The 25,473-nt window shown below is 56.4% G+C and carries 20 protein-coding genes; 6 read left to right on the top strand and 14 right to left on the bottom strand.

The window, feature by feature from the left end; all coding sequences use genetic code 11:
* The first annotated feature begins 71 nt into the window (after positions 1-71).
* Both JAO79_RS01440 and JAO79_RS01435 read left to right on the top strand, forming a co-directional pair.
* Positions 72-1,247, top strand: a complete 1,176-nt coding sequence (locus JAO79_RS01440) for an efflux RND transporter periplasmic adaptor subunit (protein WP_227664285.1) — start codon at positions 72-74, stop codon at positions 1,245-1,247.
* Positions 1,244-4,375, top strand: coding sequence for an efflux RND transporter permease subunit (locus JAO79_RS01435; protein WP_199005389.1), 3,132 nt, complete (start codon positions 1,244-1,246; stop codon positions 4,373-4,375). Before JAO79_RS01440 ends, JAO79_RS01435 begins: the two co-directional genes overlap by 4 nt.
* On the opposite strand, the gene JAO79_RS01430 is transcribed toward JAO79_RS01435, so the two are convergent.
* From JAO79_RS01430 to JAO79_RS01380, 11 genes are all read right to left on the bottom strand, one after another.
* Entirely contained in the window at positions 4,314-5,249 is a 936-nt protein-coding gene (locus JAO79_RS01430; protein ID WP_199005388.1) for a MotB family protein, read from the bottom strand. The two genes, JAO79_RS01435 and JAO79_RS01430, sit on opposite strands and share 62 nt — an antisense overlap.
* A gap of 5 nt (positions 5,250-5,254) precedes the next feature.
* The gene (locus JAO79_RS01425; protein WP_199005387.1) at positions 5,255-6,031 is read right to left on the bottom strand and encodes a MotA/TolQ/ExbB proton channel family protein; all 777 of its coding nucleotides are present in this window, start codon (positions 6,029-6,031) and stop codon (positions 5,255-5,257) included.
* 86 nt (positions 6,032-6,117) lie between these two features.
* Positions 6,118-6,519 (bottom strand): YkvA family protein, encoded by a 402-nt coding sequence (locus JAO79_RS01420; RefSeq protein ID WP_199005386.1) that lies wholly within the window; start codon positions 6,517-6,519, stop codon positions 6,118-6,120.
* A gap of 19 nt (positions 6,520-6,538) precedes the next feature.
* Positions 6,539-8,182 (bottom strand): phytoene desaturase family protein, encoded by a 1,644-nt coding sequence (locus JAO79_RS01415; RefSeq protein WP_199005385.1) that lies wholly within the window; start codon positions 8,180-8,182, stop codon positions 6,539-6,541.
* 164 nt (positions 8,183-8,346) lie between these two features.
* Positions 8,347-9,723: an exopolysaccharide Pel transporter PelG gene (gene pelG / locus JAO79_RS01410; protein WP_199005384.1), complete on the bottom strand. Its 1,377-nt coding sequence runs from the start codon at positions 9,721-9,723 to the stop codon at positions 8,347-8,349.
* Positions 9,723-11,264, bottom strand: coding sequence for a GT4 family glycosyltransferase PelF (pelF, locus tag JAO79_RS01405; RefSeq protein WP_199005383.1), 1,542 nt, complete (start codon positions 11,262-11,264; stop codon positions 9,723-9,725). Before pelF ends, pelG begins: the two co-directional genes overlap by 1 nt.
* The gene (locus tag JAO79_RS01400; RefSeq protein ID WP_199005382.1) at positions 11,261-12,244 is read right to left on the bottom strand and encodes a HEAT repeat domain-containing protein; all 984 of its coding nucleotides are present in this window, start codon (positions 12,242-12,244) and stop codon (positions 11,261-11,263) included. Before JAO79_RS01400 ends, pelF begins: the two co-directional genes overlap by 4 nt.
* Positions 12,241-13,575 carry a PelD GGDEF domain-containing protein gene (locus JAO79_RS01395; protein WP_199005381.1) on the bottom strand — a complete coding sequence of 445 codons (1,335 nt, stop codon included), beginning with the start codon at positions 13,573-13,575 and terminating at the stop codon, positions 12,241-12,243. Before JAO79_RS01395 ends, JAO79_RS01400 begins: the two co-directional genes overlap by 4 nt.
* A 6-nt stretch (positions 13,576-13,581) precedes the next feature.
* The gene (locus JAO79_RS01390) at positions 13,582-14,112 is read right to left on the bottom strand and encodes a penicillin-binding protein activator LpoB (RefSeq protein ID WP_227664284.1); all 531 of its coding nucleotides are present in this window, start codon (positions 14,110-14,112) and stop codon (positions 13,582-13,584) included.
* A gap of 13 nt (positions 14,113-14,125) precedes the next feature.
* Positions 14,126-17,326 carry a tetratricopeptide repeat protein gene (locus tag JAO79_RS01385; protein ID WP_199005380.1) on the bottom strand — a complete coding sequence of 1,067 codons (3,201 nt, stop codon included), beginning with the start codon at positions 17,324-17,326 and terminating at the stop codon, positions 14,126-14,128.
* Between the two features lie 3 nt (positions 17,327-17,329).
* Positions 17,330-20,104 carry an endo alpha-1,4 polygalactosaminidase gene (locus tag JAO79_RS01380; protein ID WP_199005379.1) on the bottom strand — a complete coding sequence of 925 codons (2,775 nt, stop codon included), beginning with the start codon at positions 20,102-20,104 and terminating at the stop codon, positions 17,330-17,332.
* Positions 20,105-20,313: 209 nt separating this feature from the next.
* On the opposite strand from JAO79_RS01380, the gene JAO79_RS01375 reads away from it, so the two are divergent.
* Positions 20,314-21,000 (top strand): cytochrome b/b6 domain-containing protein, encoded by a 687-nt coding sequence (locus tag JAO79_RS01375; protein ID WP_199005378.1) that lies wholly within the window; start codon positions 20,314-20,316, stop codon positions 20,998-21,000.
* Positions 21,001-21,010: 10 nt separating this feature from the next.
* Here JAO79_RS01375 and JAO79_RS01370 read toward each other — a convergent pair whose 3' ends face one another.
* The gene (locus JAO79_RS01370) at positions 21,011-21,475 is read right to left on the bottom strand and encodes a c-type cytochrome (protein WP_199005377.1); all 465 of its coding nucleotides are present in this window, start codon (positions 21,473-21,475) and stop codon (positions 21,011-21,013) included.
* A gap of 141 nt (positions 21,476-21,616) precedes the next feature.
* Here JAO79_RS01370 and JAO79_RS01365 point away from each other — a divergent pair, with 141 nt between their 5' ends.
* The gene (locus JAO79_RS01365; RefSeq protein ID WP_199005376.1) at positions 21,617-22,042 is read left to right on the top strand and encodes a hotdog fold thioesterase; all 426 of its coding nucleotides are present in this window, start codon (positions 21,617-21,619) and stop codon (positions 22,040-22,042) included.
* Positions 22,043-22,065: 23 nt separating this feature from the next.
* Here the strand turns inward: JAO79_RS01365 and JAO79_RS01360 are convergent, their stop codons facing one another.
* Positions 22,066-23,022 (bottom strand): sensor domain-containing diguanylate cyclase, encoded by a 957-nt coding sequence (locus tag JAO79_RS01360; protein WP_199005375.1) that lies wholly within the window; start codon positions 23,020-23,022, stop codon positions 22,066-22,068.
* A gap of 116 nt (positions 23,023-23,138) precedes the next feature.
* Between JAO79_RS01360 and JAO79_RS01355 the strand changes: the two genes are divergently transcribed.
* Together JAO79_RS01355 and rarD are read left to right on the top strand one after the other, a co-directional pair.
* A complete protein-coding gene (locus JAO79_RS01355; protein WP_199005374.1) occupies positions 23,139-23,603 on the top strand; it encodes a YchJ family protein in 465 nt (154 codons plus the stop codon).
* 7 nt (positions 23,604-23,610) lie between these two features.
* Positions 23,611-24,498, top strand: coding sequence for an EamA family transporter RarD (rarD, locus tag JAO79_RS01350; protein WP_199005373.1), 888 nt, complete (start codon positions 23,611-23,613; stop codon positions 24,496-24,498).
* A gap of 7 nt (positions 24,499-24,505) precedes the next feature.
* On the opposite strand, the gene JAO79_RS01345 is transcribed toward rarD, so the two are convergent.
* A complete protein-coding gene (locus tag JAO79_RS01345; protein ID WP_199005372.1) occupies positions 24,506-25,387 on the bottom strand; it encodes a LysR family transcriptional regulator in 882 nt (293 codons plus the stop codon).
* Between the last annotated feature and the right edge of the window lie 86 nt (positions 25,388-25,473).

Below are 25,473 nucleotides of genomic sequence, written 5' to 3'. Positions count from 1 at the left end.
TCGCTATGTCCAAAAGAATTATACCTGTAATTATATTACTCGCCGGAATTTTAGGATTTCTTTATCTGAAAATGACGCGCCCGGAACCGGCCCCGGTTACGGCGGTTGAGCGCAGCTGGCGCGTGCAGGTGCAAACGGTGGAGCCGAGCGTTCATACACCCGTGTTACCGCTTTATGGCGAGGTCATCGCGCCCGAGCAAGTATCCGTGGTCGCCGCTATGGCGGGCCGGATTGCCGAGCGGCCTGTCGCCGAAGGGCAGAGAGTCGAGTCGGGGGCATTGTTGGTGGCGCTGGACGATCTGGATATCCAGCCGATACTGGCGCAAGCACGTGCTCAGGTGGCTGATCTTGAAGCTCAAATTCGATCAGAGCAGGTGCGCCATAAAACGGATCTGGCGGCCCTCAAAAGTGAGCAAGCGATTCTGGCCAATGCCCGCCGGCAGAGGGAGCGAACACGGGCTCTGGTTGAACGCAAACTGGCCTCCCGGGAAAACCTCGAGGCCGCGAACGACGCCGCTGCGCGGGCCGAGTTGACGGTGAGTGTTCGCCAACGGGCAGTAGACGAACACCCGGCGCGCCTTCAAAGCCTGGACGCCAAACTGGCTCAGGCGCACGCAAACCTTGTAGCCACACAGCGGGATGCCGAACGTGCCCGGGTTATGGCCCCCTTTGACGGTGTGGTTACCGATGTGCAGGTTGCCGTGGGGGATCAGATCTCACGGAATCAGAAGCTGCTGTCGATATACGCCGTGAACGGCCTCGAGCTTCGGGCCAGAGTGCCGGACAGTTATCGGGCCGAGTTGCTGACCGCGTTAGCCGAGGGCCAAGAGCTTTTCGCCTACAGCGATCAACGGGATATTCGTTTCCGGCTAGAGCGTTTTGCCGGGACCAGCGACCCGGCTGGCACCGAGGCCATTCTTAAATTAACCGGAGGCTCGGTGGGGCTGTTGCCCGGGGCACTGCTGTCGGTTCACCTGGAACGGCCAGAGCGCAACCAGGCGGTGGCTATACCGTTCAGTGCCCTGTATGGCGCCGATAGCGTGTATCTGATGACCGAGGACAGCCGCATGCAGCGAATCAAGGTTGAGCGAATCGGCGAAGCATACAGCGCGAACGGTGAACGCCGGCTGTTGGTTTCCGGGGATCAGCTGACCCGCGGCGCACAGCTGATCACCACCCATCTTCCTAATGCGGTGACCGGGCTCAAGGTTGAAGTGGCGGATGCCGCGGGAGCACCCACCCAGTGAAACGTAATAAAGGCGTGATTGGTTTTTTCGTCCACCACCGGGTTGCCGGCAATCTGGTTATGTTGGTGATGATTTTGGGTGGTGTGTTGGCCCTGAGCCGCATGAACCTTCAGTTTTTTCCGACTTTTGCGCTGGATTACGTCAGTGTACGCGTGGTTTGGAGTGGTGCCTCTGCGGAGGATGTCGAGCGCGGGATTACCGACCCGCTGGAGCAGAGACTGCGCAGCGTGGATGGTTTAAAGGGCATGACGTCCACCTCGGCCCAAAGCATATCGTCGATTACCCTGGAGTTTCACGAAGGCACCGATCCCATTCAGGCGGTGGACGACGTGCGCCAGCAGGTGGACGAGTTTAACAATCTGCCCGGTGATGCAGAGGAACCCCGAATTACCCGCATTGAGCGCTACGAGCCGGTAGCCAGAGTGCTGATATTCGGCGATGTGGACCGGAGTGAGCTGCGTCAGCTGGCATACCGGTTCGAAGATGAGCTGCTGACCCGGGGTATTGATCGGATCAGCATTCGCGGCTTACCCGAGCAGCAGGTCAGTATTGAGGTGCCCGTAGAACGGTTGGAAACCATCGGGCTGACGCTTGAGCAGATCGCGAACCGGGTGGCCGCGCTGTCCCGGGATCTTCCCGCCGGTATGATGGCGCAGCAAGACGCCACCCGGGAGTTGCGCTCGGTGGAACAGCGCCGGAGCCCCCAGGATTTTGAAACCCTGCCTGTGCTGAGTGGAGACCGGGTGCGCCTGCAACTGGGTGATATCGCCATTATTCGACAGGAAAACCGCGATAGCCAGCGGCTGATGGAGAACAAGGGGCAGCCTGCAATAGAGCTTCAGCTACAGAGAGTCGAGGACGGTGATTCTTTGGCTGCGGCCGCCGTTCTGGAGAACTGGTTGGCCGACACGCGCCCGGCGCTGCCGCCCTCGATTCAGCTGGAAGTTTACGACGAGACCTGGCAATTGCTGGAAGACCGAATTTCCCTGTTGGTATCCAACGCCCTGAGTGGCCTGATTGTGGTGATCACCCTCCTGTATCTGTTCTTGCCCGGCCGGGTAGCCGCGTGGGTGGCGATTGGCATCCCGACGGCCTTTCTGGCGGCGATGGCGGTGCTTTGGTTGCTCGGTGGCTCCATCAACATGATCTCGCTGTTTGCCTTGATCATGGCCTTGGGGGTGATTGTCGATGACGCCATCGTGGTGGGCGAAGACGCCGATGCTCATGCCCGTATGGGAGAAGAATCGCTATACGCTGCCGAAGGTGCCGCCAAACGGATGGTCTGGCCGGTGCTCGCATCGTCGCTGACCACTGTGGCGGCGTTTATGCCGCTTTTGGTCGTGGGCGGCATCATTGGCAACATCCTGGGGGATATCCCGCTGGTGATGATCTGCGTTTTGGTGGCCTCGCTGCTGGAATGTTTTATTGTTCTGCCGTCTCACTTACGAAATGCATTCAAGGTGAAGACGAAGCGCTCACGAACCGGCGGAATACAGCCGCCCAAGCGCAATCCGGTCAGCCGTTTTCGAGATGGCTTTGAACAAAGGTTCGATCGTTTTCGGGAGGGTCCATTCCGCCGACTGTCCCACCGCAGTTTGCGCTACCGGGGCGTCACGGTGAGCGCGGCCTTGGCTCTGGCACTTGTAACGGTAGGTTTATTGGCCGGTGGGCGCTTGGGGTTCAATTTCTTTCCAACGCCCGAACCTTCTGTGTTCTACGCCAATGCCAGTTTTGTTGCAGGCACCGACCAGCGCCAGGTGCAGGCGTTTATGCGGGAGATGCAGGAAACCCTCGCGAAAACCGAGGCTGCGCTGGGCGGCGGCCTGATTCAGCACGCGGTCACCACCTACGGTGCCACGTTGGGGGCAGAAGGCAGCTCTCGCAGTGGTGATGAATTGGGTTCCATGCTGGTTGAGCTGGTGCCTTCGGATCGTCGGTCGGTGCGTAATCCGGAGTTTATACGGGAGTGGCGCAGCCGACTGAATCTGCCGGCCGGTCTGGATGCGCTGAACATTAATGAGCGTCAGGCAGGCCCGCCCGGGCGAGATGTGAATATCCGATTGACGGGCAACAATGCTAACGACCTGAAGACGGCGGCCGATGAGCTGGCTCAGGCACTCTCAACCTTGCCCGGTGTGCTGGATGTCGAAGACGATATGCCGTGGGGGCGCGAGCAGCTGATTTATCAGGTGAGCCCCTTTGGCGAAGCCTTGGGCCTGACGACCGTTGATCTGGGGCGCCAGTTGCGAGCTGCGTTTGATGGCCGTGTGGCTCAGATCTATCAGCAGGGGCGCGATGAGATGGAGGTTCGGGTGCAGTTGCCGAGTGACCAGCGCGAGCAGTACGCCACTTTGGAACGTATGACCGTGCGGGTGCCGGATGGCCGTTTCGTGCCTTTGGCACAGGTGATGAACCTTGACCACCGGCAGGGCTTCCAGGCGTTGCGGCACGCTGAGGGTAAGCTGGCGGTGGAGGTTGCATCGGCACTCAATACCCGGATTGCCACCACGGATCAGGTGCTGGAAAGCCTGGAAGCTAACGTGTTGCCTGAGATCGTTAGCCGCTATGGTGTGCGTTACAGTTTCGAGGGTCGGTCAGCAGACCAGCGCGAGACCATGGACGATATGAAGACCGGCCTGGTGATTGGCCTTGGCTTGATGTATGTGGTGTTAGCCTGGGTGTTTGCTTCCTGGATGTTGCCCCTGATAGTGATGGCGATCATTCCGTTTGCCCTGATCGGCGGGTTGCTTGGGCATTGGCTGATGGGCTTGCAGCTAACGATCTTGTCGTTGTTCGGCTTGTTTGGCCTGTCTGGCATTGTGGTCAATAACGCGATCATTCTGGTGGCTTTTTACAACCAGCAAAGGCAGAAAGGACTGGCTATTACAGACGCCTTGAACGAAGCCGTTGTGCAGCGGGTTCGGGCAGTGTTGCTCACTTCCCTCACCACCATCGGCGGGTTGACGCCTTTGTTGTTCGAAACGTCGCTGCAGGCGCAGTTCCTGATTCCCATGGCCACATCCATAGCGTTTGGACTGGCGTTGTCTACGGTGCTGGTGTTGCTGGTTATTCCGGCCCTGTTGTCGTGGGTGGAGCATTTCCGGGCGTCGCGGAGCGCACATCAATAACGGTTTCGGTTTGCCGGGCACTGCGTTCAAGCAGTTCTCTCAAGCGCATGCGCTCTTCTTCCTGCGGGGTGAGCATATCGACGATGATTTCGACCCGGCGGTTCTTGGCGCGGCTTTCCGAGGAATCGTTTTCACCCCGGGGTTCGGTATCCGCGAGCCCTTTAACCGCCAGCCGGGTGGGTTCGACCGCTCCGGTGGCCAGCAGTGCGTTGGCAACGGCTGCGGCGCGGGCCGCTGACAGATCCCAGTTGCTGTAAAAGCGCGAATTGCGAATCGGGATGTCGTCGGTGTGGCCTTCAACGGTCAGTTCGCCCGGAATATCCGCCAGAACCTCGGCCATTTCCAGCAACAGGGTTTCGAATTCCCACGTCAGTTCTGCCGAACCCGAAGGGAAGGAGCCTTTCTCTTCCACCCGGATAACAATCCGGTGTTGGTCAAGATCGGCTTCAATCGTAATTCGCCCGTCTTCAATCGCTTCTGCCAGGACTTCCCGAATGCGCGCGGCGTCAGCTTCAAGCGCTTCTTTGGCCGCTTCTTCCCGGGCTTGTTCGGTCGGACTCTTGAGTGTTTCCAGCTCGGGTTTTTGGTCAGTGGTGGTTTGGCGGACTTCGTCTAACACCGTAGGCTCGGGAGGGCCTGGGGAAAACTTGTCGAAGATGGGGCTGGTGCCTTGGGGGATCTCCAGAACGGGCACTTCGCGCTGCACCCCGAACGCTTTCGAAAGCTCACCGGCAATCTGTTTGAACTTCATGGCGTCGATCTCGGAGAACGACAACAGAAGCACAAAGAAGCACATCAGCAACGACATCAGGTCGGCGAAGGTAACAACCCACGCCGGGATCCCCGGTTTTTCTTCTTCTGGCAGTTCTTCCATAGTGCTTATCCGCCGCTGGGCTCGGCCTCAGGCGCTTTGTCACGCTGGTTCGGGGGCAGATAACTCGACAGCATCTGTTCGATAACACGGGGGTTGGTGCCTTGTTGTATGGCCACCAGAGCGTCGGTGTAGAGCATTTGCATCCGGGCCTCTTCGGTCATTCGCAGCGAGAGCTTATCGGCAATGGGCGAGGCAATCATGGTGGCGATCATGGCGCCGTAAAGTGTGGTGAGCAGGGCTACCGCCATGGCCGGCCCGATGGATTTCGGATCTTCCATATTGGACAGCATCTGTACCAGGCCGATCAGTGTTCCGATCATGCCCATCGCCGGCGCCACATCGGCCATGGCGGTGAACACTTTGGACCCGGAGCGGTTGTAGTCGAGGGTCATCAAGCGTTCTTTATCCAGCAGCTGTTTGATGGTCTCGTCATTCTGGCCATCGACCAGCATCTGGATGCCGCTGGCAAGAAACGGGGAGCTGACATCCCGGCCTTCCAGCCCCAAAGGGCCTTCTTTGCGAGCTATGCTGGCGATTTCGACCAGTTCTTCGATGCTGTCCTGGGTTTCCGGAAGTTTGAACTTGAAGGCCCGAGCTGCAGCCTTAAACGCGCCGAGAAACTGGGGAATACTGAACTTGGCTAATACCACCAGCAGGCTACCGCCCACCACAATCAGCAGAGACGCTGAATTGACAAAAACGTCAGGCGAAACGCCAAGAATCACCGCAGAAGCGATGAGTAAGATGGCGCCGACAAGGCCGATCAGGGTAGCGAAATCCACGAGCGCTCCGGAGGGTTTATTGGTTTCGTAAAGTAGGAGGAGTGAGATTACCTTTAGTTAACAATTCGATCAATTTGCTTTGGGGTTTATTCTGGTTTTTCCGACAATTCTTTCCATGCTGCGTATTTGTGAAGATCGGATTCCACCAGCTTCAGGCAGAGAGCCACCACACCCGCATCATCGAGCAACCCGAATCCGAAAATCAGATCCGGAATCATATCCAGCGGATTCAGCACATACAGCAAGGCGCCTGCGACAGCGGCAATGGTTTTCCAGGGCACGGCGCGATAGCGACCGTTCCAGTAATCCCGGATCAGGGAAAACATCAATTTGATGTCCGTGCCGAAGCGCTCGAGACGACCGCTGCCTTTCACTTTAGCCTCGATCGCTTCCTGCCTTTGTAACAGTGTTTCCAGATCGTTTTTGCGGACTTTGCCCGCTTCTTCGTTCAGTTGTGCTTCTGCGGTTTTTGTGGAGAACACTGCCATGACTGCGTGCCTTTAAGATTTAGCCTACAAAGATGCGTTTTGCCAATCCGGCGCCTTTAAGACCCTGAATGGAAAGCGTGGTAATCAACCCGCCAATCATCGCGCCAACAAGGCCGCAGGTCAAAATGTCCTGCCCAGTCAGATACAGGCCGGGGATGTCGGTTTTCGGCTTAAGCCAGCGCTGCTCAAACCGCTCGGGGGTATGGTCCAGGCCGTAGAGCTCGCCTTCCTCGTAGCGGCAGAACCAGGCGGTTGATAGCGGGGTGGAAGTCTCCACGTAGTCGATCTTGCCGCGTAGCTGAGGCAGTTTGTCGTAGACTTCCTCCAGCAACCGGTCGGTAATTTCGGCTTTCAGCGCTTCGTATTCCTCACCGCGCTTGCCCCAGGTGCTGCCCTGCCAGGATTCGAACATCTCCCAGGAAGTGGGTGCCACCACCTCGAGCGTGGACGTTCCCGGCCAGCGATTCTGGTAATCCGGATCTTTCGCTGCGGGAAACGACAGGTACACCACCGGGAAAGGCGCATTGTGCGGGTTTTTCAGAAAGGTATCGACACTGGCATCGTGATCCGCACCGGGGTAAATCCAGAAGTTGGTGCGGGGTAATCCCAGTTCTTCCGGCGTACCCTGCAGGCCAATGTACAGGCCGATGTGGGCCATGGACGGTTTGATGTGCTTGCGGTCCTGTGGATAACCGACCTTTTCCGACACTTCCTTGGGCAGAAGCCTCTCGTAGGTGTTGATGACCCCGGCGCCGCTGATAATCTTGGGAGCCCGGATTTCTTCGCCGTCGGCCATGCGAACGCCCACGGCTTTGCCCTTCTCGATCAGAATGTCGGTGACATCGGCGTAGGTAAACACTTCGCCGCCCGCGGCCTGAATGCCCGGAATGATGGTTTTGGCAATCTCGGAGGCACCGCCGACCGGGTAGTAGCCGCCGTGCAGATAATGTTTGGCGATAATGGCGTGGATCATGAAGCTCGACTGCTTTGGGGTAACGCCACAGTCGCCCCATTGACCGGTGATGGCGCCAATGAGCTCTTCGTTATCGGTTAACTCTCGCAGCACCTCGTAGGTATTGCGGTTAAAGCAGTCTGGCAGCACTTTATTCAGCCCTTTCGATACCAGTGGGCTGATCAATGAGGGAGAGAGTTTGGACAAGGTATACCACTGCATACCACTGGTAACCTGATCGAGCAGCGCCACGTAACGGTCGATGGCTTCGCCCTCTTCCGGAAAGGCATTCAACAGGGAATGCCGCAGGCCTTCTTTACCCGCGCGCAGATTAACCACTTTGTCGCCGAGGAAGAAACGGTCGTAGTTTTCGTCCATCGGAGCCCATTTAAGCTTGCTGTCGGTGATGTAATCGAACAAACGCCGGGCGAGCGTGGTACTGACGCCCATGTCTCCGATGTAGTGAACCCCTACGTCCCACTCATAACCATTGCGGGCGTAGCTGTGGGTGTAACCCCCGGCGGTATAGTGTTGCTCCAGTACCAGAACTTTTTGACCCGCCCGGGACAGGCACGCAGCGGCGGTGAGGCCGCCAATGCCGGAGCCAATAACGATGGCATCGTAGGGGCCTTTCAGGCGGTTGGCGCGGTATCGGGTGCCGATTCTGATGGTACTGGGTTTGAGTTTTTTCGGAGCTACTGCCTCTGCCACTGCGATATCCTCATGATGATGCGTTGGTGCGGTCTGTTGGCGCCATCCAGGGCCAGCCGAACCGGTATTATTTTTAGAGTATCTTCAGCATCCTATGGTTGGGTTGGCTTGTCCAGACCCGAAAGGTGAACCTCTGAAACTTCATTCAGTTTTGCTAACTGACGTCATCGACCTTGCAGCATGAAGGTTTCGTACTCCAGGCGATCAAATTTCCGGGACAGCAACGCCAGCCCGATGACCGACGAGAGGAACGTGGCACCCGCGTACCCGTATCCGTAGAAGTTGGCACCCAGTTCGATGGTCAATAGCGTGAGCATCACGTTGCTGGTAAAAAAGATCACGCACAGGGACACGTTGATGTGCCGGGAGTCGAGGTAAAACAGCACGTTCTGGATAGCCAGCAAAATCAGCTGCATGCTCACCGAGACAAGGTCAATGTAAAACATCGGCAGGTACAAGGTGGAAATGCCGATGGCGGCCAGGATCTCGTCGGCCCAGATGAACAGAATGATCAGCGTGAAGCTTTGCACCTTGCAGATTTCGTAAATACCGTTGCGGGCGACTCGCACCATCTCATCCCGAAAGCCGTTGATACGGCTTAAGGTATCGCCTTCCCTGACCGCGGTGTAGAAACGGTCGTAGGCTTCGGAAAAGTCGGTTTCCATACGCACCAGAAACACCGCCATGCCGGGAATGATCGCAAGATAAGCAAGAAAAATTGCAAGATCATAGATCGCGGATGCCCGCAGAGTCCCGATGACGTGCTGTGAGGTGTCCGGGTGAAACCAGAAGATGAATTTATCGGCCCAAACCGCGGCGTTAAACAGCAATCCGGTAGCGATTAGCGCAGGAAAGATTTGTGAGCGCCGGGTGAAGCTGAAATCAATCAACGTGTCGCTGGGGTATTGCCGAATGATGCTGAACAGAAAGCTGAACAGCAGCAGGCTGTGACCCAGAAGCAGACCTCCCAATAGGCCCTCAAGGCCCAGGCCGGATAACAGCAAAGCGGCGATAATGGCCGTGGTGTAGCCGACGGCAAACAGTCCCACGATCAGATAATAGGATTTCATTCCCGACAGGAAAATGGTGACTGGCCAGAGATTACACAGCACCACAAAGTTGGCCAGCATCGACAACTTATACAGAGTGCTGGTATCTGGCAGCAGAAAAAGTATGGCGGGCAAGCCGCCCAGCAGCGCCAGTAGGGTTGAAAGCCAAAGCACTCCCATCAGGTTGGGGAGAATTAGGTTGTTGCGCTTCTCGTACAGCTGGTCGGCCACCCAACGGGTAAAGACATGTTGGAATAGTCCCGAAAACACCAGTGAAATGGCCATCAGGTAGGTCACTGACACCAAGAACTGCACAATCTCCACATCACGAACCGCCAGTGTCAGACTGACGATACCGATCAGCATGACCCCGAGCACCGACAATACCCAGGGGCCTGAGCTGATGATGCTTGCCAGTCCGTAAGCGCCGATCAGGCTGCTCAGGCTGTCTCGCTTGAGGATGCGTCTGAGTTCGAATCCAATGCCTGCCATCAGTCTTCCCGGTTTTCGGCTGATAATGCCGTGTCGTAGATGTTTCGATACGAATCGTACATAGACTCCAGGGTGTAAAATTCTTTAACGCGTGCCAGCCCTGCGGCACTGGCTGCTTGCCAGCGTTGTTTGTCCAGCAAAAGCCGTGTGGCTGCCCGGGCGGTGGCTTCCGGATCTGCGATGGGAACCACCATCCCACTGCTTCCTAAGCGCCGGTCTTCCGTGGTGCCGCCTTCGATCAACTCCCGGCAGGCGCCCACATCGGTAGCAATGCAAGGCAGACCTGCGGCATTGGCTTCCAGTATGACCAGGGGTAAGGCTTCGGAAATCGAGGTCAGCACCATCAGGCCCAGTTTCGGAAGAATGTCGTTCACATTCTGGTATCCGAGGAATTTAACGCAGTGGTCCAGGCCCAGACTGCTGACCAGTTCCCGGCACTCTTTTACATAGACAGGATCTTCTTCTTCGGGCCCGACGATCCAGCCTTCGACATTGGGGATAACTTCGTAAACGGCGCGCATGGCCCGGATGAAGGTTTTGATGTCTTTGATCGGAACCACACGGCCTACCAGTCCCATGACCATGGGAACGTCGTCTGGCCGGGCGGCCAATGCGCCTTCAAACCGTGTTGGATCGATCCCATTGGGAATAATCCGTGTGCGGTCGGGTTCTGCCCCGTCGGCGAGCTGGCGTTGCTGATTGCCAATGTAGAGCGAGATGATGGGGTCGGCCATTTGATAGGACATGCGCCCCAAAGATTCGAAAAAACGAATCCAGAGCTGGCGAATGTATCCCAAATCGTCGTTCAGATTAGTGCTGACCTTATCCGTGACATCTTTGATCCAGTCCGCCTGTGACAGGTCGATTTTTCGTTCTTTGGTGTAGATGCCATGCTCGGTCAGGATGTAAGGAATGCCCCGGGTTTCTTTCAGCATGGCGCCCATCAAGCCCGCGTATCCGGTAGAGACAGCATGCACCGCTCGGGTAGGAGGAATGTTGCGGGCGATCTCGGCGATGCGAAACAGCGGCCCGTGCATGATCTTGATGGTCCAGAAATAATCAATGAACGACGGATCTGTGCAATATTTGTTGTAGCTTTCGTCAATCACCTTCCAGCTTTCTTCGCTGTAAAGAAAATCTTCCTTACTGATGCCGCCTTTGCGGCCCAGGCTTTGAAAGATGTCACTGAATACCCCTTTCGGTACCGGGGCTTTGTTGCGCAGCTGGTTGTGTAACTTGCGCTGGGTGTCGAACGCAGCTCGATTGCCTTTGCGGGCTTTCGGTTTCGATTCGACCAGTGGGTCCATCAGGTAGTGGCATTCAAGATGCACCACATTCCCTGGCAACTGATACTGCATCTCTCCGTAAGGGCTGCGGTCACCGCCCAGAAAAATCAGTGAAAAACGGTACTGGGGCAAACCGGAAATGATCTGGTGTACCCAGGAAGAAACGCCACCCCGAACAAAGGGGTAAGTGCCCTCAAGCAACAGTGTGATGTCGGCGATGGGTGTTTCCTTGTTGGCTGATTTTCGCCAGATCATAACCAGCCCTCCATGAGTTCTTTTACCGGTGCGGACGGGCCGAAACGTGAACAGTTGGCCAGATGGAAGCGCACACTTTGAAAGTCTCGTGTCAGAAAAGCGACTTCGGCCAGATACGGATAAATCAGCTCGGGCGAGGCTCCGTTTGCCAATGAAGCCTCGAAAGCCTTGTTGGCGGCCTCGGTATGGCCTAGCGCCAGCTCAATACGACCCAGTAAACGCCAGTCGTTGTGGAACGATTTAGCGCCTGTGAGTTGGATCAGCAGATGACGGGCATTTTCCAGGTAATACTGTTTTAGACCGCCTTGGGCCAGGCCCAGATATGCGATTTCCCACCAAGTGTGGGCGAGCCGACGTGTCACCCGATGCCTGTCAGGGTGGTCGGGGTTGTCGAGAAGTTTTTTCAGCTCCTGAGCGCGGGTAGCAAGTTGTTTCTCTTTTTGTTCCAGCATCGAATATGCCAGCAAACGGATGTCGTCAGAAGGGTCTTTAAGCGCTTCTTTCAAAATATCAACAGCTTCCTGATCGGTTAGTTGTCGGGACGCGAGCAAGGCTTTAAGGCGTTTTTCGGACGAACTAGCCTCGCGCAGGACCTCACGCAAACCGCCGTCGCTGAAGCCCAGCTGATCATCCATATCCATCGGTCGGTACGGCAATTCCGGAATGTGGGTTTCTTGCCAAGGGTTGTGTTGCTCGCTTCGAGGCAGACGAAGGGGCAGCAAAATGCCGGCGAACACGCCAATGCTACCGATCACGGGCATGGCGAATTGCAGCGTGAATAGAAAAAGGCCGGCCAATACCAGTTTGCGTCGATAGCTGGCGGGTAACAACGGCAGGCATACCAGTGTGAACACCAGTGTTGCCAGTGCGTGTGCTGTTAAATAAGCCGACAGCGCCTGCAGTGAAGGCAAGTCGGTGAACAGCGCCGCGAGGCCTCCCGCCTCTAACGTTAGCCCAAGCGAAATGAGCCAACCGTTCATGCAAGCTCCTTTTGTTTGCGCTCAAGCCATTCCGTTGGATCGGTTTTTTGCCCGAGGGGCAATTGTTGAATGCGGGTGAACGATTCCAGATAACGCCCGGATTGTTGTTGCACGGCATCGGCCAGGCGTTGCAGGTAGGCGGCAGCGCCAAGCTCGTCCGTCAGTGGCAGCAATACAACAATCTGTGTGTCCTCCGCCTCCGGCGGCTGAGTGATCACGTCCAAGCCTCGGCGCATCTGTTGCATCATTTGGTAGACATGAGTGGCCGACGCCGCGCTGTTGAAACTGAAATGAACGAGTGTAGACGGCAAGTTGTGGTCGCGGGCATCGCTGTTCACCCGGGCAAGCTGGAACAAAAAGTGGCGCCAGTCAGCCTGTGCCTGGCCGGAAACCTGGCTATGCTCCAGCAACATATCGGTCATGTGCCCGGCCATAATCGCCAGCAGACGAAGTGTTTTTGGCTGGAAACTGAAAAAGGGCATGGCCTCGACAGTAACAACGCCAATCATGTGCTGCTCTGAATCAATCAAAGGAAGCGCAAGTAGTAACTGAGTATCCAGATCACCCAGGTTATTACGGTATTCGGTGTGCACCGAAACCAGCGTACGTTGTTCCAATGCATGCACTAACAGCGGGTCATTGGGGTCAAGCGGGCGGGAATTGCCCACGGTTGCGACGGGGTCTTTGACTAACGCTTCGGCATGAATCGGATAAATTGACGCCACCTGCAGTTGCCCGTAACGCACCAGCAAACGCATGATCAGCGCGCCGGTCTCGGTGTTGAGGCCGGTGCCCCTGGCGTGAGCAATCTCGCTATACAGCCGTCGCAACGCTTCGCGGAGGCTGTTGGAGTTACCTGCAAGCTGTTGCTCGAGGCGATCATGAGAGACTTTAAGCAGATAAAAGTTGCGAGTAAATTCTTCCAGCCGCACGTGGCGGTATTGATTGGCGGCGACAAGTTTTTCGATACGGCGGTCCCAGTAATCCCGGAACTCACCCGCCAGCAGGCTGGTGGCCAGGATCCCTACCCCCCAGCTGTAGGGCAGCTGCTCGCCCGGCACCACGCCGGCCCGGAACATCAGGGCGGCGCCGGTGAACATCACGCTGGACGACACCAGAGCCATCATAAAACCGTATCTTAGGCCTGAAACCAGTGCGGCCATCACCGGCCACGGGAAGATATCACCAATAAACAAGGGGTTTTCGGGATTCAGCCAAACTCCTATAGAAAGGATCAGCAGAGTCATGAGAATGGTTTCGAGCCATTTCACCCAAGCTGCCGTTTCTTTGCTGGAAAGGCTAAGGTCGCCGTAGTCGTCGGATTTCATCATGTCGGTTTAGCGCGCAGCTTCGAGCACAGGCATTTCGTCCAGCAAATTTTCCAAGACTTTGTGGCCGGCAACGGCAACGCCTTCACGGCCCCAGCCGGTGCGGGCTCCGGTGCCGGACCAGATCACCGAGTTGTCTTCGGCATCACGGAACACCAATGTCAGGCCAACGGCGGGTTCTCCGTCGAGACCGTTTTTGTAGCGCCACTCATCAACGGTGCCTTCTACGATGATGTCTGCACCTTGATCCAGTGCAGTGGCAATAGCATCTTGTTGACGGTCGTGGTTGTCGTAAATCAGCGGATTGTCGTCGGCGGGAAGGTAAAGCTCGACTTCCGAGGCCCCTCGCGCGCGCAGCAGGGCACTGAGAATGCTGGCGGCTTGGTCGCCGGCTTGCGGAGTTTGCGACAGGTTGCCCAGTGGAATCACTGCAAAGCGGCTGTCCAGATCGACTGGCTCGGAGGGTGTTTGGCTCTGCATGACCGAACAACCGGCCATAAAGGCCAGAGAAAGCCCGAGAGTAAGAGATCGCATGAGCATTATAAAACTCCTGTTAGTGACCAAAATAAAGGGTATACGTTAATTTTGCGTTTGCACGGGGCTCGCCGCCCAGGCTGTCGGAGCTGTAACCTGCAGACAGCGCCAATTCATCATCGCCCAGCACACGCCAGCCCAAGCCGGCACGGGCGCCGAAATCAATACTCGCATTGGAGACAACATAGCCCGTATCCAAGGCCAGAAAGTAGCGAGGCGAAGGACGGCTGCGATAAAGAGCGTGGGGTTCTCCGTGGGACCATTCCGATGTGAACCCAACGCGTTCATAGTCTTCGCTTAACAGATCGTTGGCCGCAAGCGGCGATTCCAGCAGCGACAGGGTTCTGGATGATAAGTTGTCGCTCACATTCAGCGACTGGCGCTGATAGTTCAGTGACAAGCGCCAGGCAGGATCGCTCTCGAACAGACGGTACGTGGTCTGCAGGTTGGCGTTGTAGCCGTTGCCTATCTGACCACCGAACGCTTCATCGATGAATCGGTAGTCCAGGCTCCCTCCGACGGTCATTCGGGACCACGGCGTGTAGCTTGTGGATAGCGATAGCCGGTTGGCGGAGGCAAGCCACCAGGCTTCAGCGCTATCATTAACGCGTTCGTTAAAGCTCGCGCTGGCGGCGATTGTTACCCCATCCGTTGGTTGACTGTCCAGTTGGACGCGCCCACTCGTTTGTTCCCCGCCAGCGAAGGAGTAAAGGCCGATCTCTGCGGTGAGCAAATGGTCAACGTAGTTGTTTTGCCACTGCAATTTGCCGCTGGTGCCGGGTTTCGGTGTTTGTTTTAGCCGGCCCCGGTCGTTGGCCCGACTCTGGCCCGCTGAAAACATCCAACGGTAACGGTCATGACTGAACTGACCGGTCAATCCTGCGGTGTTCAGAGCGAAATCGCCGAGGTCACGGAGTTCGAGGTCGATTTGCAAGGCTCGGTTGTCGGACTGGTAAAGCGGTTCGCGAGGCACGCGCTGCGGGTCCCAGAGATTTGCATAGAGGCGGTCTTTAACATCCGGGGCCAGCGTTTCACGTGTACCCGCATGCAGAACAGCTTGTTGGCGAAGCGCTTCGGCTTCCGCATGTTTACCGGTTTCGTAGGCTTCTGCGTAATCGGCCAGTGCCAGAAGCTGGCTTGGATCATCGGTTAAGTGCTGGCGCGCGGCGCTTAGCCAGGCATTCGCTTTCCCGCGGTGGCCCAGTGCGTAATGGCCGTAGACCTGCAGTGCGTAATCTTTGGCAGCGGGTGAATCTTCCAGCGTGGCCAAAATGAGGGGTAAGCGCCCGGGCAACAGATCTGGCTGACTGATCAGAAACCAGCCCCAGGCAGACAACAGTCCGGTGTTCTCTGGCGCCAAACGATAGGCCTGAAGGTAGGCGCGCTGTGCCGCTTGTGGGTTGTTTTGCTGCTGATGCATACGCGCGCTGAGGCGCCAGAACCGCGGGTCACGTTTTGTTTCGCCCAGGCGTTCGCTCCAGGTTCCAAGTGATTGTGCCAGTTCCCGGAACCGCCCAAGCGAGCTTTGCAGCTCGGCAACAATAGCTAGATGACGGGTTTCGCCGGTTGCCTGGTATTGTGCTTTACTCAACCGAAGCGTCTCTTCTGGAGTGCCGAACTGCCACGAATACCCGATTAATTGATCTCTCGTTTCAACCGACAGCGTATCGACAGGCCCTTCGGCGACACGGTGGAAGTACTGCTCGAGGATGTCGGTACGATTCAGCATTCGAGCCAAACTGAGTCGCATGGTTTCAACTTCTTGCGCCAGCGCTGGATCTTTGGGGGTAAATGCCAGCTCGGCTAGAGCGGCTTCGGGATTCCGCGTGCGCCAATGCAGGTTGGCCAGTTGTACCCGCTCTTCATCGTTGAGGCTGGGGGCCGCTTCGAGTAGATCGATGGCTTCGAAAAACTGGCGATTGTTTGTCAATAGCGCTAGCTCACGCTGCCGGAGTGTCGAGCTGGCGGGATAGTCCCGGGTACCTTCCAGCAGGTACCGGTTAGCCGCCGCCCAGTCACCGACACGGATCAGAGCGTCTGTCAGCTGGATATAGCCCTGTTCGGACAGCTGCCGGCGCTTGGCACGCACTTCGTGCAATTCAACCAGCGTGGGCCATTGAAACAAGCCTTCCGCGAGATTGGTCGCGCGTTCGTAAGCATGCGAGGTCGAGTCATTCGGTGATTGTTCCAGAAACAGTGTCCGCCAATAAGCCAGGGCTTTATCTGGTTGATTGCTCCATTCATAGAGCTGGGCCAGCTGTTCCTGGTCTGTTGGGGGGAGGCTCTGACCGCTAGCTTCTATTCGTTGCGCGGTTTTTAGCGCATCACGAAGGTTGTTTTGACCGAGTTGATGTGCCAAAAGCTCGCGTTGAATGTTTAGGTTCGATGGCTCTGCCTTTGCGAGCTGCGCTATCCAGCGGTTACGGATCTTGGGTTGACCGGCAAAGTTAGCCAAGCGGATGCCTTGGCGCAATTGCTGAGCATCTAGTTTGTTGTTCCGGTGCAGTGCAAGGAATCGTTGGAAAGCACGTTGAGGTTCTTTGATTGCCAGGTCGAGTCGAATCAGGTTGGCAACAAACGCATCTGCCTCTTGGGGCGGGACGAGTCGGCTGACAGAATCCAGGGTGTAGATGGCGTTCGTGGTCAGGCCGACCGCTTCTTGCAGCTTGGCGAGCGCCTGGCCGGCCCTCAGGCGTTGGGTCCCGGTTGCCAGTTCAAAGAACTGCTGTCGAACGGTTAACTGTTCGTTTTCGGTCAGCAGAGTCAGGTTGTCTGCCATGAGTGTTTGTTTTTCTTGAAGGGCGTATGGCTGCAACAAGGCTTGGCTCAGCGTGGTTGCCAGTTCGCTGCGCACCAGTAGGTGCCCCAGTGCCGTTTGAGCCCGGAAAAAATTACCCCTGAGTAGCGCGGTGTAGGCTGTCATTGCTTCAAGAGGGACGTTGGGCTGTTTTATCAGCGGTGAAAGCGTGTCAATGGCCTTCTGATGTTCGCCGATTTTTTGTTGCATGCGACCCAGTGTCAGACGAAGGGCCTGATTATCTGGGTCAGATTTGAGGAGCGTTTCGAGATAGGCCAGTGAAATGCTGTCGGGTGATTCGAGGTATCCCGGGTCTTCATAAATCGCCTGTCGCGGAAACAACAGGTACAACGTAACCATAATCAATGCGGCCAGAGCCAACAGCGCAGGAACGCTGAAAAAAGCCGGTTTACGTTGGCGCATGGATTAACGGCACTCCATATCGAAGCGGCCAGCTTGTTGCGTGTCAGACTGGAAGTGCAGCAAACCGTTACTGGTTTCTTGTATCAGCCTGGTTCCGTTGACGCGGCATTCCGAAGTGCCTGACAACGAAAATTCCAGGGGCTGATACCCTTTAAACTCAATCTGAATGGACCAGTGGCTGTTCTTGCGGCTGCGTTGCCAGCTGATGAGCTGTGCGTTGGCGGAATCGAGCATGGGGCCCGGGGAGGGTTCAGGCGCAAGTACGAGCAGAGGGTCGCTCCCGCTGAGGTGGACAAAGCGCACGTCACCAACATCGTGGTAGCCGGCGACACCCCGGCTGTTTGTCAGGTCGGGATACTGATTCTGACTGATACGAACGGTAGAGGGTGGTTGAATGCCGCGCCAGCGGTAACTGTTGTCATCGGGCTGCAGCAAAGCGGAGTAGTACTGCCCTTGAACGCGCTTGGCATAGTCACTTAAGTACAGCGGCGTTACGGGTTGTGACAGGGCGTAATCGTAGATCTCTTTTAACGCTTGAAGGGCTTCAGGCTTGGTGCCCGAATAAAAATGGTAATAGATACCCATGGGCTTCAGGCGATTGTGGGATTCCAGAATCTTGAAGCTTTCGATCACGTTCCGGTAGCCGAAAAACGGGCCGGTCCAAAGATTGGTGTACACGTTTTCGTTCATCACCGGTGCGTATACCTGCAATTCATCACCGATTGGCCGGGCATCCGGCCAGACACCGGCCAATTCGGAATCGAAAGGCAGCGGGTGCGTGTCGCCTCCGTTCACGTTTACCAACCCTAGTTCGCGTACCGCTCTCAGAGCCTCTGGCCCGGGGCGTGCATCGCCGGTCCATAAAAACACCGATGCTGGTTTGTCTTGCGGTGCCAGTCGTCGGTTGATGTAGGCGATGGAATCATTGATTTCACGATCTACGTGGGGCGTATACCGCGGCACCTCCATGGAATAGCCGTAAAGCGTTTCGTCCAGTTTGGCCGCGGTGTCGGTGCCACCCTCGAGCATGCCCCAGAAAAAGGGGTGACTGTAGGAATGTGACGCCACCTCTACCAAGTCCATTCGGAACATGGACCGGGCGCTGGCTTCGGCTTCGGCGCTGACCTCTGGGTAAAGGCCTTTCGGCGAGGTTTCGGCCTCAATCACAGACAAGGTGTGGGGGATGTCGTAGACCTTCAGTATTTGTTGCTGGATAGCCTCCGAGCCCAGAGGCCGTCCGGGCAGTTCGGCTCGAGAGACCAATCCATCTCCGTCAATGTGCGCCGTGAGTATGCGTCGGCCGCTTTCGGTAGTGCTGTCGATGGCCGGAAAAGCGGATAAGTTCAGGGCTTCTTTAAGAAAGCTGAAGGGGTCGAACAACCAATAGGCTTGATCATCCGGCCCATTCTCGAAGATAAATCCTGCGGTAGCAACGGCGCCTTCATCGTGGGTATAAACCGGGCTGAAGCTCGCGCCGGATGCATCGGTGACTGTCAGCCACGAATTCGCTGCGCTGGGTTGGGGTAATGGGGAAAAGGCTGCCGAGGGAATACGGCTGCTCTCAAAGTTGCCCATAGAGGGGTGACCTGCTGAAACCTGAAGTTCGCCCTGGGGAGCCGAGGTGCGCCGACTCTGCATCAACTTGTTGCATTGGCTGGCCGTTGGGCGAAGGCCAAACAGAACCACCGGGAAATCGACAGACTGTGCTTTACCCGCCCAGCGGCAAAATCGGGTTTTCCGAACGTCGGTTTCCCACCAGGCGACAATGCCTGCGAATCGGTCAGTTACCGGCTCTTTCGGTAGCGGTTGTTCGAGGGAACGATAGACCGGCACGAGACCTAGGCGCTCCAGAACAATGCCCAGCCTCCGGTGGACTATGCTGCGGTCGGTTTGGCTTTCTGGCAGGTCGTGATAAACCAGAACGTGGCGCTTTGTAACCGCAGGGTTCGTCGGGCCAAGGCGGTTCAGGTGATGGTCAGAGACATAGGGAATAAAGCCATCTTGTCTTAGCTGCTCTGACTTTTCTACCGCGTTGCTCGCTGTTTTTGCATAGTCGATAGCAATGATGGGGAGTTCAGGGTGTGCTTCGCGCCAATGGGCCAATTGACTAGCCAACCATTCCCGGTCTTGCTCAGGCACCGCGTAGTACCGGCGACCACCGGCCTCGTAACCGTTGCGCCAGGACTCGAAGGCCAAAGCATCGACGTTTGCATGGGCTGATTCAGGCAGATGGAAGCCGCGATTGATGATGATTCGGCTATCCGGGAAGCGTTCGCGAATCGTGGCAATCAATAACCCCTGTGCCTCTGCGAATGCTTGTGGGTTCTCACGGCCTTCATTCGTTAGAAGGTGGCTGTCGAGGGTGTCCAGAAAAACCCCTTGAAACCCGCGGGCTATAGCTGGAGCAACCACCTGCTCGAGCATGAAATCGCGTACGCTTTCGTTGCGAATGTCGAGCACATAGCTCTTCCAGGCGGTGTTCTCCCCAAGTACCCAGTCTTGTTGCAAACTTTGAGCGGCTTGATCGGTAAAAGCCATTTCCCCGGCGCTTAAATAGGCTATGGGGCGGGTGTTACCTTTTTGCAGCAAGTCGAGGCGGGCATTGGTGGTCTGGCTTGGTTGGAGCACCAGCCAATCATACGCATAAAGGCTCCCAATTGGCGCTTCGTGGCCGTAGTAAAAGCCGATGTTGTGCGGCGGGTTGGGGGCTGCTGAACTGGCAGCCAACGTGTGTATCGACACCATCAGCGATGCGAGCAGCAGGATTGTTCGATACATCGTATGCAGATTGAACTCACTTTATATCTCGGAGGCGGCCGCACGAATGCGTGCCCCAGGTTAGTTTACGTCAGCAAAAGAGATTATAGGTTCGAAACGCGAGGCACAAGACGCCCCGAGGTGATCGGCAACGATGTTATGGGCTGAGGTTTTCGGAACTTATAGCGCCTGATGCGGTCTTGTGGAAGTCGTTGGGAAGAGAGGCAGGTATGACAGATATTCGGTTGTGGGATTTGCCGACGCGATTGTTTCACTGGCTTTTGTTGTTGGCCGTAACGGGCGCGGTTGTCACCATCAAAACGGGAATGCCCGAGTGGCATAGCCGCTTCGGTTTGTTTGTGGTCGGTTTGTTGAGCTTTCGGATCGCTTGGGGTTTTTTGGGGTCTACCTACGCCCGCTTCAGTTCGTTTGTCCGCGGACCGTCGGCGGTTTTGCGCTACCTTCGGGGACAATGGCAGGGTGTGGGCCATAATCCGCTTGGTGCCTTGTCAGTGCTGGCATTGCTGGGCCTGTTCGGGTTTCAGGCCGTGACGGGATTGTTTGCCAACGACGAGATTTCGTTTCAGGGCCCCTTGTACCCGCTGGTTTCGTCATCCTGGAGCGACACGCTTGGTAGCTGGCATCGGCAAACCGAATGGTATCTTTACGGGTTGGTTGCGCTGCACGTTCTGGCGGTGCTGTGGTATTCGAAAGTGAAGAAAGACAACCTGGTGCGGCCGATGATTACCGGTAGAAAACGGGTGACCCCGGGGGTTGCAAACGATGCCAAGGGCGGCGGTGCAGTGGCCTTTCTGGTGTCTTTGCTGCTGGCTGGCGTGGTTGTTCTCGGGGCTAGCGGCAGTTTGGTGTCACCGCCCCCGGCTCCGGAGCCACCACCCCAGAATCTGGGGTGGTAAGGCCTACTGTTTACTTGGCGCGGAAGTTGTCGTGACAGCCTTTGCAAGTCTTGCCTACGGCCGCAAACTGGCGTGCCAAGGCCGCCTTGTCGCCTTTGGCGGCAACGGCTTGAAGCTTATTGGCTTCGCGGCCAAAATTCATGCCGACTTCGCGGGCTTTCTCGGGCTGTTCGAAAAACTCGGGTTTCAGGCGAGTGTTTTCCGCCTTGTCCAGTGATGATCCCGGGCTGAACAGGGCGCCCATGCCGGAATTGGCAACCGCAGCAATAGCGTTCGCGGCGGCTTTCATCTGATCGGCGTTATAGGCAACGTCGCCATCGATGGCCTGAGCTTTGATTTTGCCCATGTTCCAGGCCATGAACTGGTATGCGCCCTGGCGTGCTTTGATCTGGTCTTCAATGCTCATCTGGGCAGCCGCGGGCAAGGTGATTGTCAGTGCCAGAGCAGCGGTGGCGATTAGCCGTGTTTTTTTCATTTCAGGTCCCTCTCTTTCCTGGTCTGCTGGTAAATGGTAAAAGCTTCTGTCTATAAAGGCGTGGTTCTAAGCATGCTACCTGTATAGACTCACCCCATGACAACTATATGAATTTAAAGTTCAACTCGGAGACACTACACAATGGCAATTTGGACAGTAACCCCCAGTATTGAGCAGATGACAGAAGCCAGCAAGAACACGGCGGTCGGTCATATGGGTATTGAGTATCTCGAAATCGGTGACGATTATGTGAAAGGCCGTATGCCGGTGGATGAGCGCACCATTCAGCCATTTGGGATTTTGCACGGGGGCTCTTCGGTAGTGCTGGCGGAAACCCTGGGCAGCATGGCAGCTAACTGTGTTCTGAAAGACAAGGGTACGGTTGCCGTAGGGCTGGACATCAACGCCAACCATATTCGCCCGGTGAGCAGTGGCTGGGTATATGGCACCGCTAAGGCGATGCACATAGGCAGTGCGACTCAGGTTTGGGAAATTCGCCTTGAAAACGAGCAGGGTAAACTGACCTGTATTTCCCGCTTGACCATGGCCGTGACAAAACGTCGGTAATAGGATTATTCCAGAGCGCGGGGTCAGTCGGCATAAAGCGAAATTCGGCCGCGACCCTGCTCTTTGGACTGATAGAGCGCCTGATCCGCTCTTTGAAGAAGCGCCTCCAGATTGGGGTCGGTTGGGCTGTTACTGGTGACGCCAAAGCTGGCGCTGAGCTTGATGGTGTGGCCTTCATGGGGCACGCCCAAAGCACGAATGAGTGTCAGCAGTTGCTGCGCGATTTCACAGGCTTTGTCAGTGGATGTGTCGGGTAGTAAGAGTACGAATTCCTCCCCTCCCATCCGTGCAATAAGATCCGATTCGCGAAGCCGCGCCTGCATGACCTCAGATACACGAATGAGCACCTCGTCTCCGGCTTGATGGCCATAGGTGTCGTTAATGCGTTTGAAGAAGTCCAGGTCTACCATCACCATCGACAGCGTTGAGTGATTGCGCAGCGTTTGATGCAGTATGTGATTGCCAAACTGGAAGAAGGCCCTGCGGTTGGGTAGCCCGGTAAGCTCATCTTCCAGAGCGGCTGCCTGAGCTCGTTCGTGAGCTTTGTGTAAGGCCAGTTCGATTTCTTTCCGGTCGGTGATATCGGTGGCAATTTCCAGGCGGACCAGTTTGCCGTTGGACCAGGGAATGGCCTGGTCTCTGCACTGATACCAGCGCTGGTCCACCTGATTCTGAAACTCCCAGACATGAGGAGGCCTGGCGGAACCGTCGGGCGATCGTAACAGATGGTTGGTGCAGAAATCGCAAGGGCCGTCGCTGCCCTGCAGCACTTGCCAGCATTTTCGACCAGCGATGTCGCCCCAGACCCGGCGGCCATAGGCATTCATGTAGAGCAGTTCGTAGGTCTCAAAGTCTGAGACGTAAACCAGTGCGTCGAGGTTATCCAGCACAACCTGCAGCCCACCTGCGGATATCATCGCGGCCGGGGACTCCGTGCTTGGCTCATCCGGGAGCTCGATAGACGGTATCTTGGGTGTCATGATTGAAGACGTCTTCGTTATGTTCAGGTCCATTGATCGTTGAAGTATGACCTAATCCGCCGTCTTTTCCAGTATGTCGTGTTGCTGGCTGGTTTCATTAAAAAGGAGTGTTGTTAATGGATGCAACCAATTCATCTGTGCTTTGTCCCTGCGGCAGCGCCTTGAAGTATGAGCGTTGCTGCCAGTTGTGGCATCTCGGCCAGCCAGCCCCGGCACCGGAAGCGCTGATGCGTTCTCGCTACACAGCGTTTGTCATGAAAAACGCCGACTACTTGCTGGCGACCTGGCACTCTGAAACCCGGCCGGCGGAGCTGGACCTGGAGGGCTCGCCGGAGTGGACCTCACTGCAGGTTGTTTCTGCGAGTGAGAGCGGATTTAAAGGAAAGGTGCATTTTCGGGCGTTCTATCGGGCGGGCGAGGGCTGGCGTTACCTGGAGGAGCGCTCGGATTTCATCAAAGAGGGTGGGCGTTGGTACTACCTGAGCGGCGACACGAGTGAAGGCCAGCTTAAGCCTGGTCGAAACGATGTATGCCCTTGCGGCAGTGGCCGAAAGTACAAGGTCTGTTGTTTGCATAAGTGAGTGATTTATGAACAAGGCAGTGTCGGAAACCAGCAAGGGCGTGGCATACGGATTAGCGGCCTACACCATGTGGGGCAGCTTTCCGCTCTATTTCGCTCTCTTTGAAGGCATTCCTGCTTGGGAGGTGCTGATTCATCGAGTGGTGTGGTCCTGCGTGTTTCTTGCAGCGGTCATTTCATTGCTGAAGCGGTGGACCCCGGTTAAAACGGCATTAAAACGCCCGAAACGACTGGGGTTTGTACTGGGGTGCGCTGTTTTCATTGCCTTGAACTGGGGGATTTACATCTACGCGGTGGAAACCCGGCAAGTAATGCAGGCCAGCCTGGGTTATTTTCTGACACCTTTGGTGAATGTGGCGATGGGGCTGCTCATCCTGGGTGAACGCATATCCCGGTTGCAGGTGGCCGCGGTGGTGTTGGCGGCGATCGCCATCGTTTATCAGATTGTCCTGTTGGGTGTGTTGCCGTGGATAACCCTGGCATTGGCCTTCAGCTTTGGCACCTATGGCTTGATGCGTAAGAAGGTTGATCTGGACGGATTGTCGGGTTTGTTTGTTGAAACGCTCCTGCTGTTGCCGCTTGGACTCCTGGCGTTGGCGTGGTTGTCGGCTCAGGATCTTTCACATCTGACGGAAAGTACCACCAATGCCTTGTTGCTGATGTCGAGCGGGATAGTAACGGCTATCCCTCTACTGGCCTTCGCCGGCGCGGCCCGACGGTTGCGGCTGTCTACGGTCGGGTTTCTCATGTACATCAACCCTACCCTGCAGTTTCTGATTGCCATGTATGTGTTTCACGAGCCACTGGGTACCGAGAAGCTGATCAGCTTCGTGATGATTTGGGTGGCTTTGGCGATCTACTCCTGGTCGGCCTGGAACGGCAGGGCCCGGGCATGAAACAGCGTTAAACCATGGTTTCCAGATAGGCTTCCAGCTCGTTTGCCAGCCAGCCGACAACCTCACCCCCCTGGGCTTGCTCCGTTTCCAATGCACTGAAAACCTTCCACCATCGGGCGCTCCGGTGGTTGATGGTTTTCAGCTGTTCCTTTCTCAGTGCCTCTGCAATCAGCGGTAACGGCAGGTCTGCCCAGCCCGCACCCTCTATGACCGCATCCCGAATCAGCTCGTATTGGGTAAAAGCAAGATAGTTGGCGGTTTCCGGTGACTCCGCCACCAATTGGGCGTCTTCCATGTAGGCCATGGTGACTTCCGTGTGGGCCACCAGCTGATCCTGCGTCACCCGCTTCAACTGGCACAAAGGATGGTCCGGCGCGGCCACGGTGAGCATGCGCACGTCTGCAAGCTCCCGGAACCATTGATAGCCTTCACTCAACAGCTCGGGCATCAGGCCGTAGGCGACATCGACGGATTGATTGCGAACAAGGCGCGTGAGTTCCCGGGGCGGTGCGAGATACACCGATAAGCTGGTTTGAGGAAATCTCTGCTTCAGGCGTTTCAAAAGATCGCGCCAGATCACTTCCGGTATCGCATCGTCTCGAGCAATTCGCAAGACCGATTCCGCACCGCTGAGATGGTGTTGGCAACGTGACCGAATCTGGCCCGCTACCTGATCGAAGCGCCGGCAGTCGGTCACGATGGACTGGCCGATGGCGGTCAGGTGTAACTGGTTGCCGCTGCGCTCAAACAGCTCCACACCCAGCTCGTCTTCCAGCGCGGCTAGCACCGTGCTGACGGTGGTACGGCTACGGCTCAGATGTCGGGCCGCAGCGGCAATGCTGCCGTGATCGACGACCGACAAAAAGGTTTTGATTTGTGATGCTTTCACGATTCTGTATTTCCGACGGATTTTCCGTCGCTCAGTGACTCACGCCAACGAATGGATCCCACTAATATGGCCGCTTATTCATAGGA

The sequence above is a fragment of the Marinobacter litoralis genome (genome assembly GCF_016427555.1).
GTDB classification, from domain to species: domain Bacteria; phylum Pseudomonadota; class Gammaproteobacteria; order Pseudomonadales; family Oleiphilaceae; genus Marinobacter; species Marinobacter litoralis_A.
This window is presented reverse-complemented; position numbering and strand designations above follow the sequence as displayed.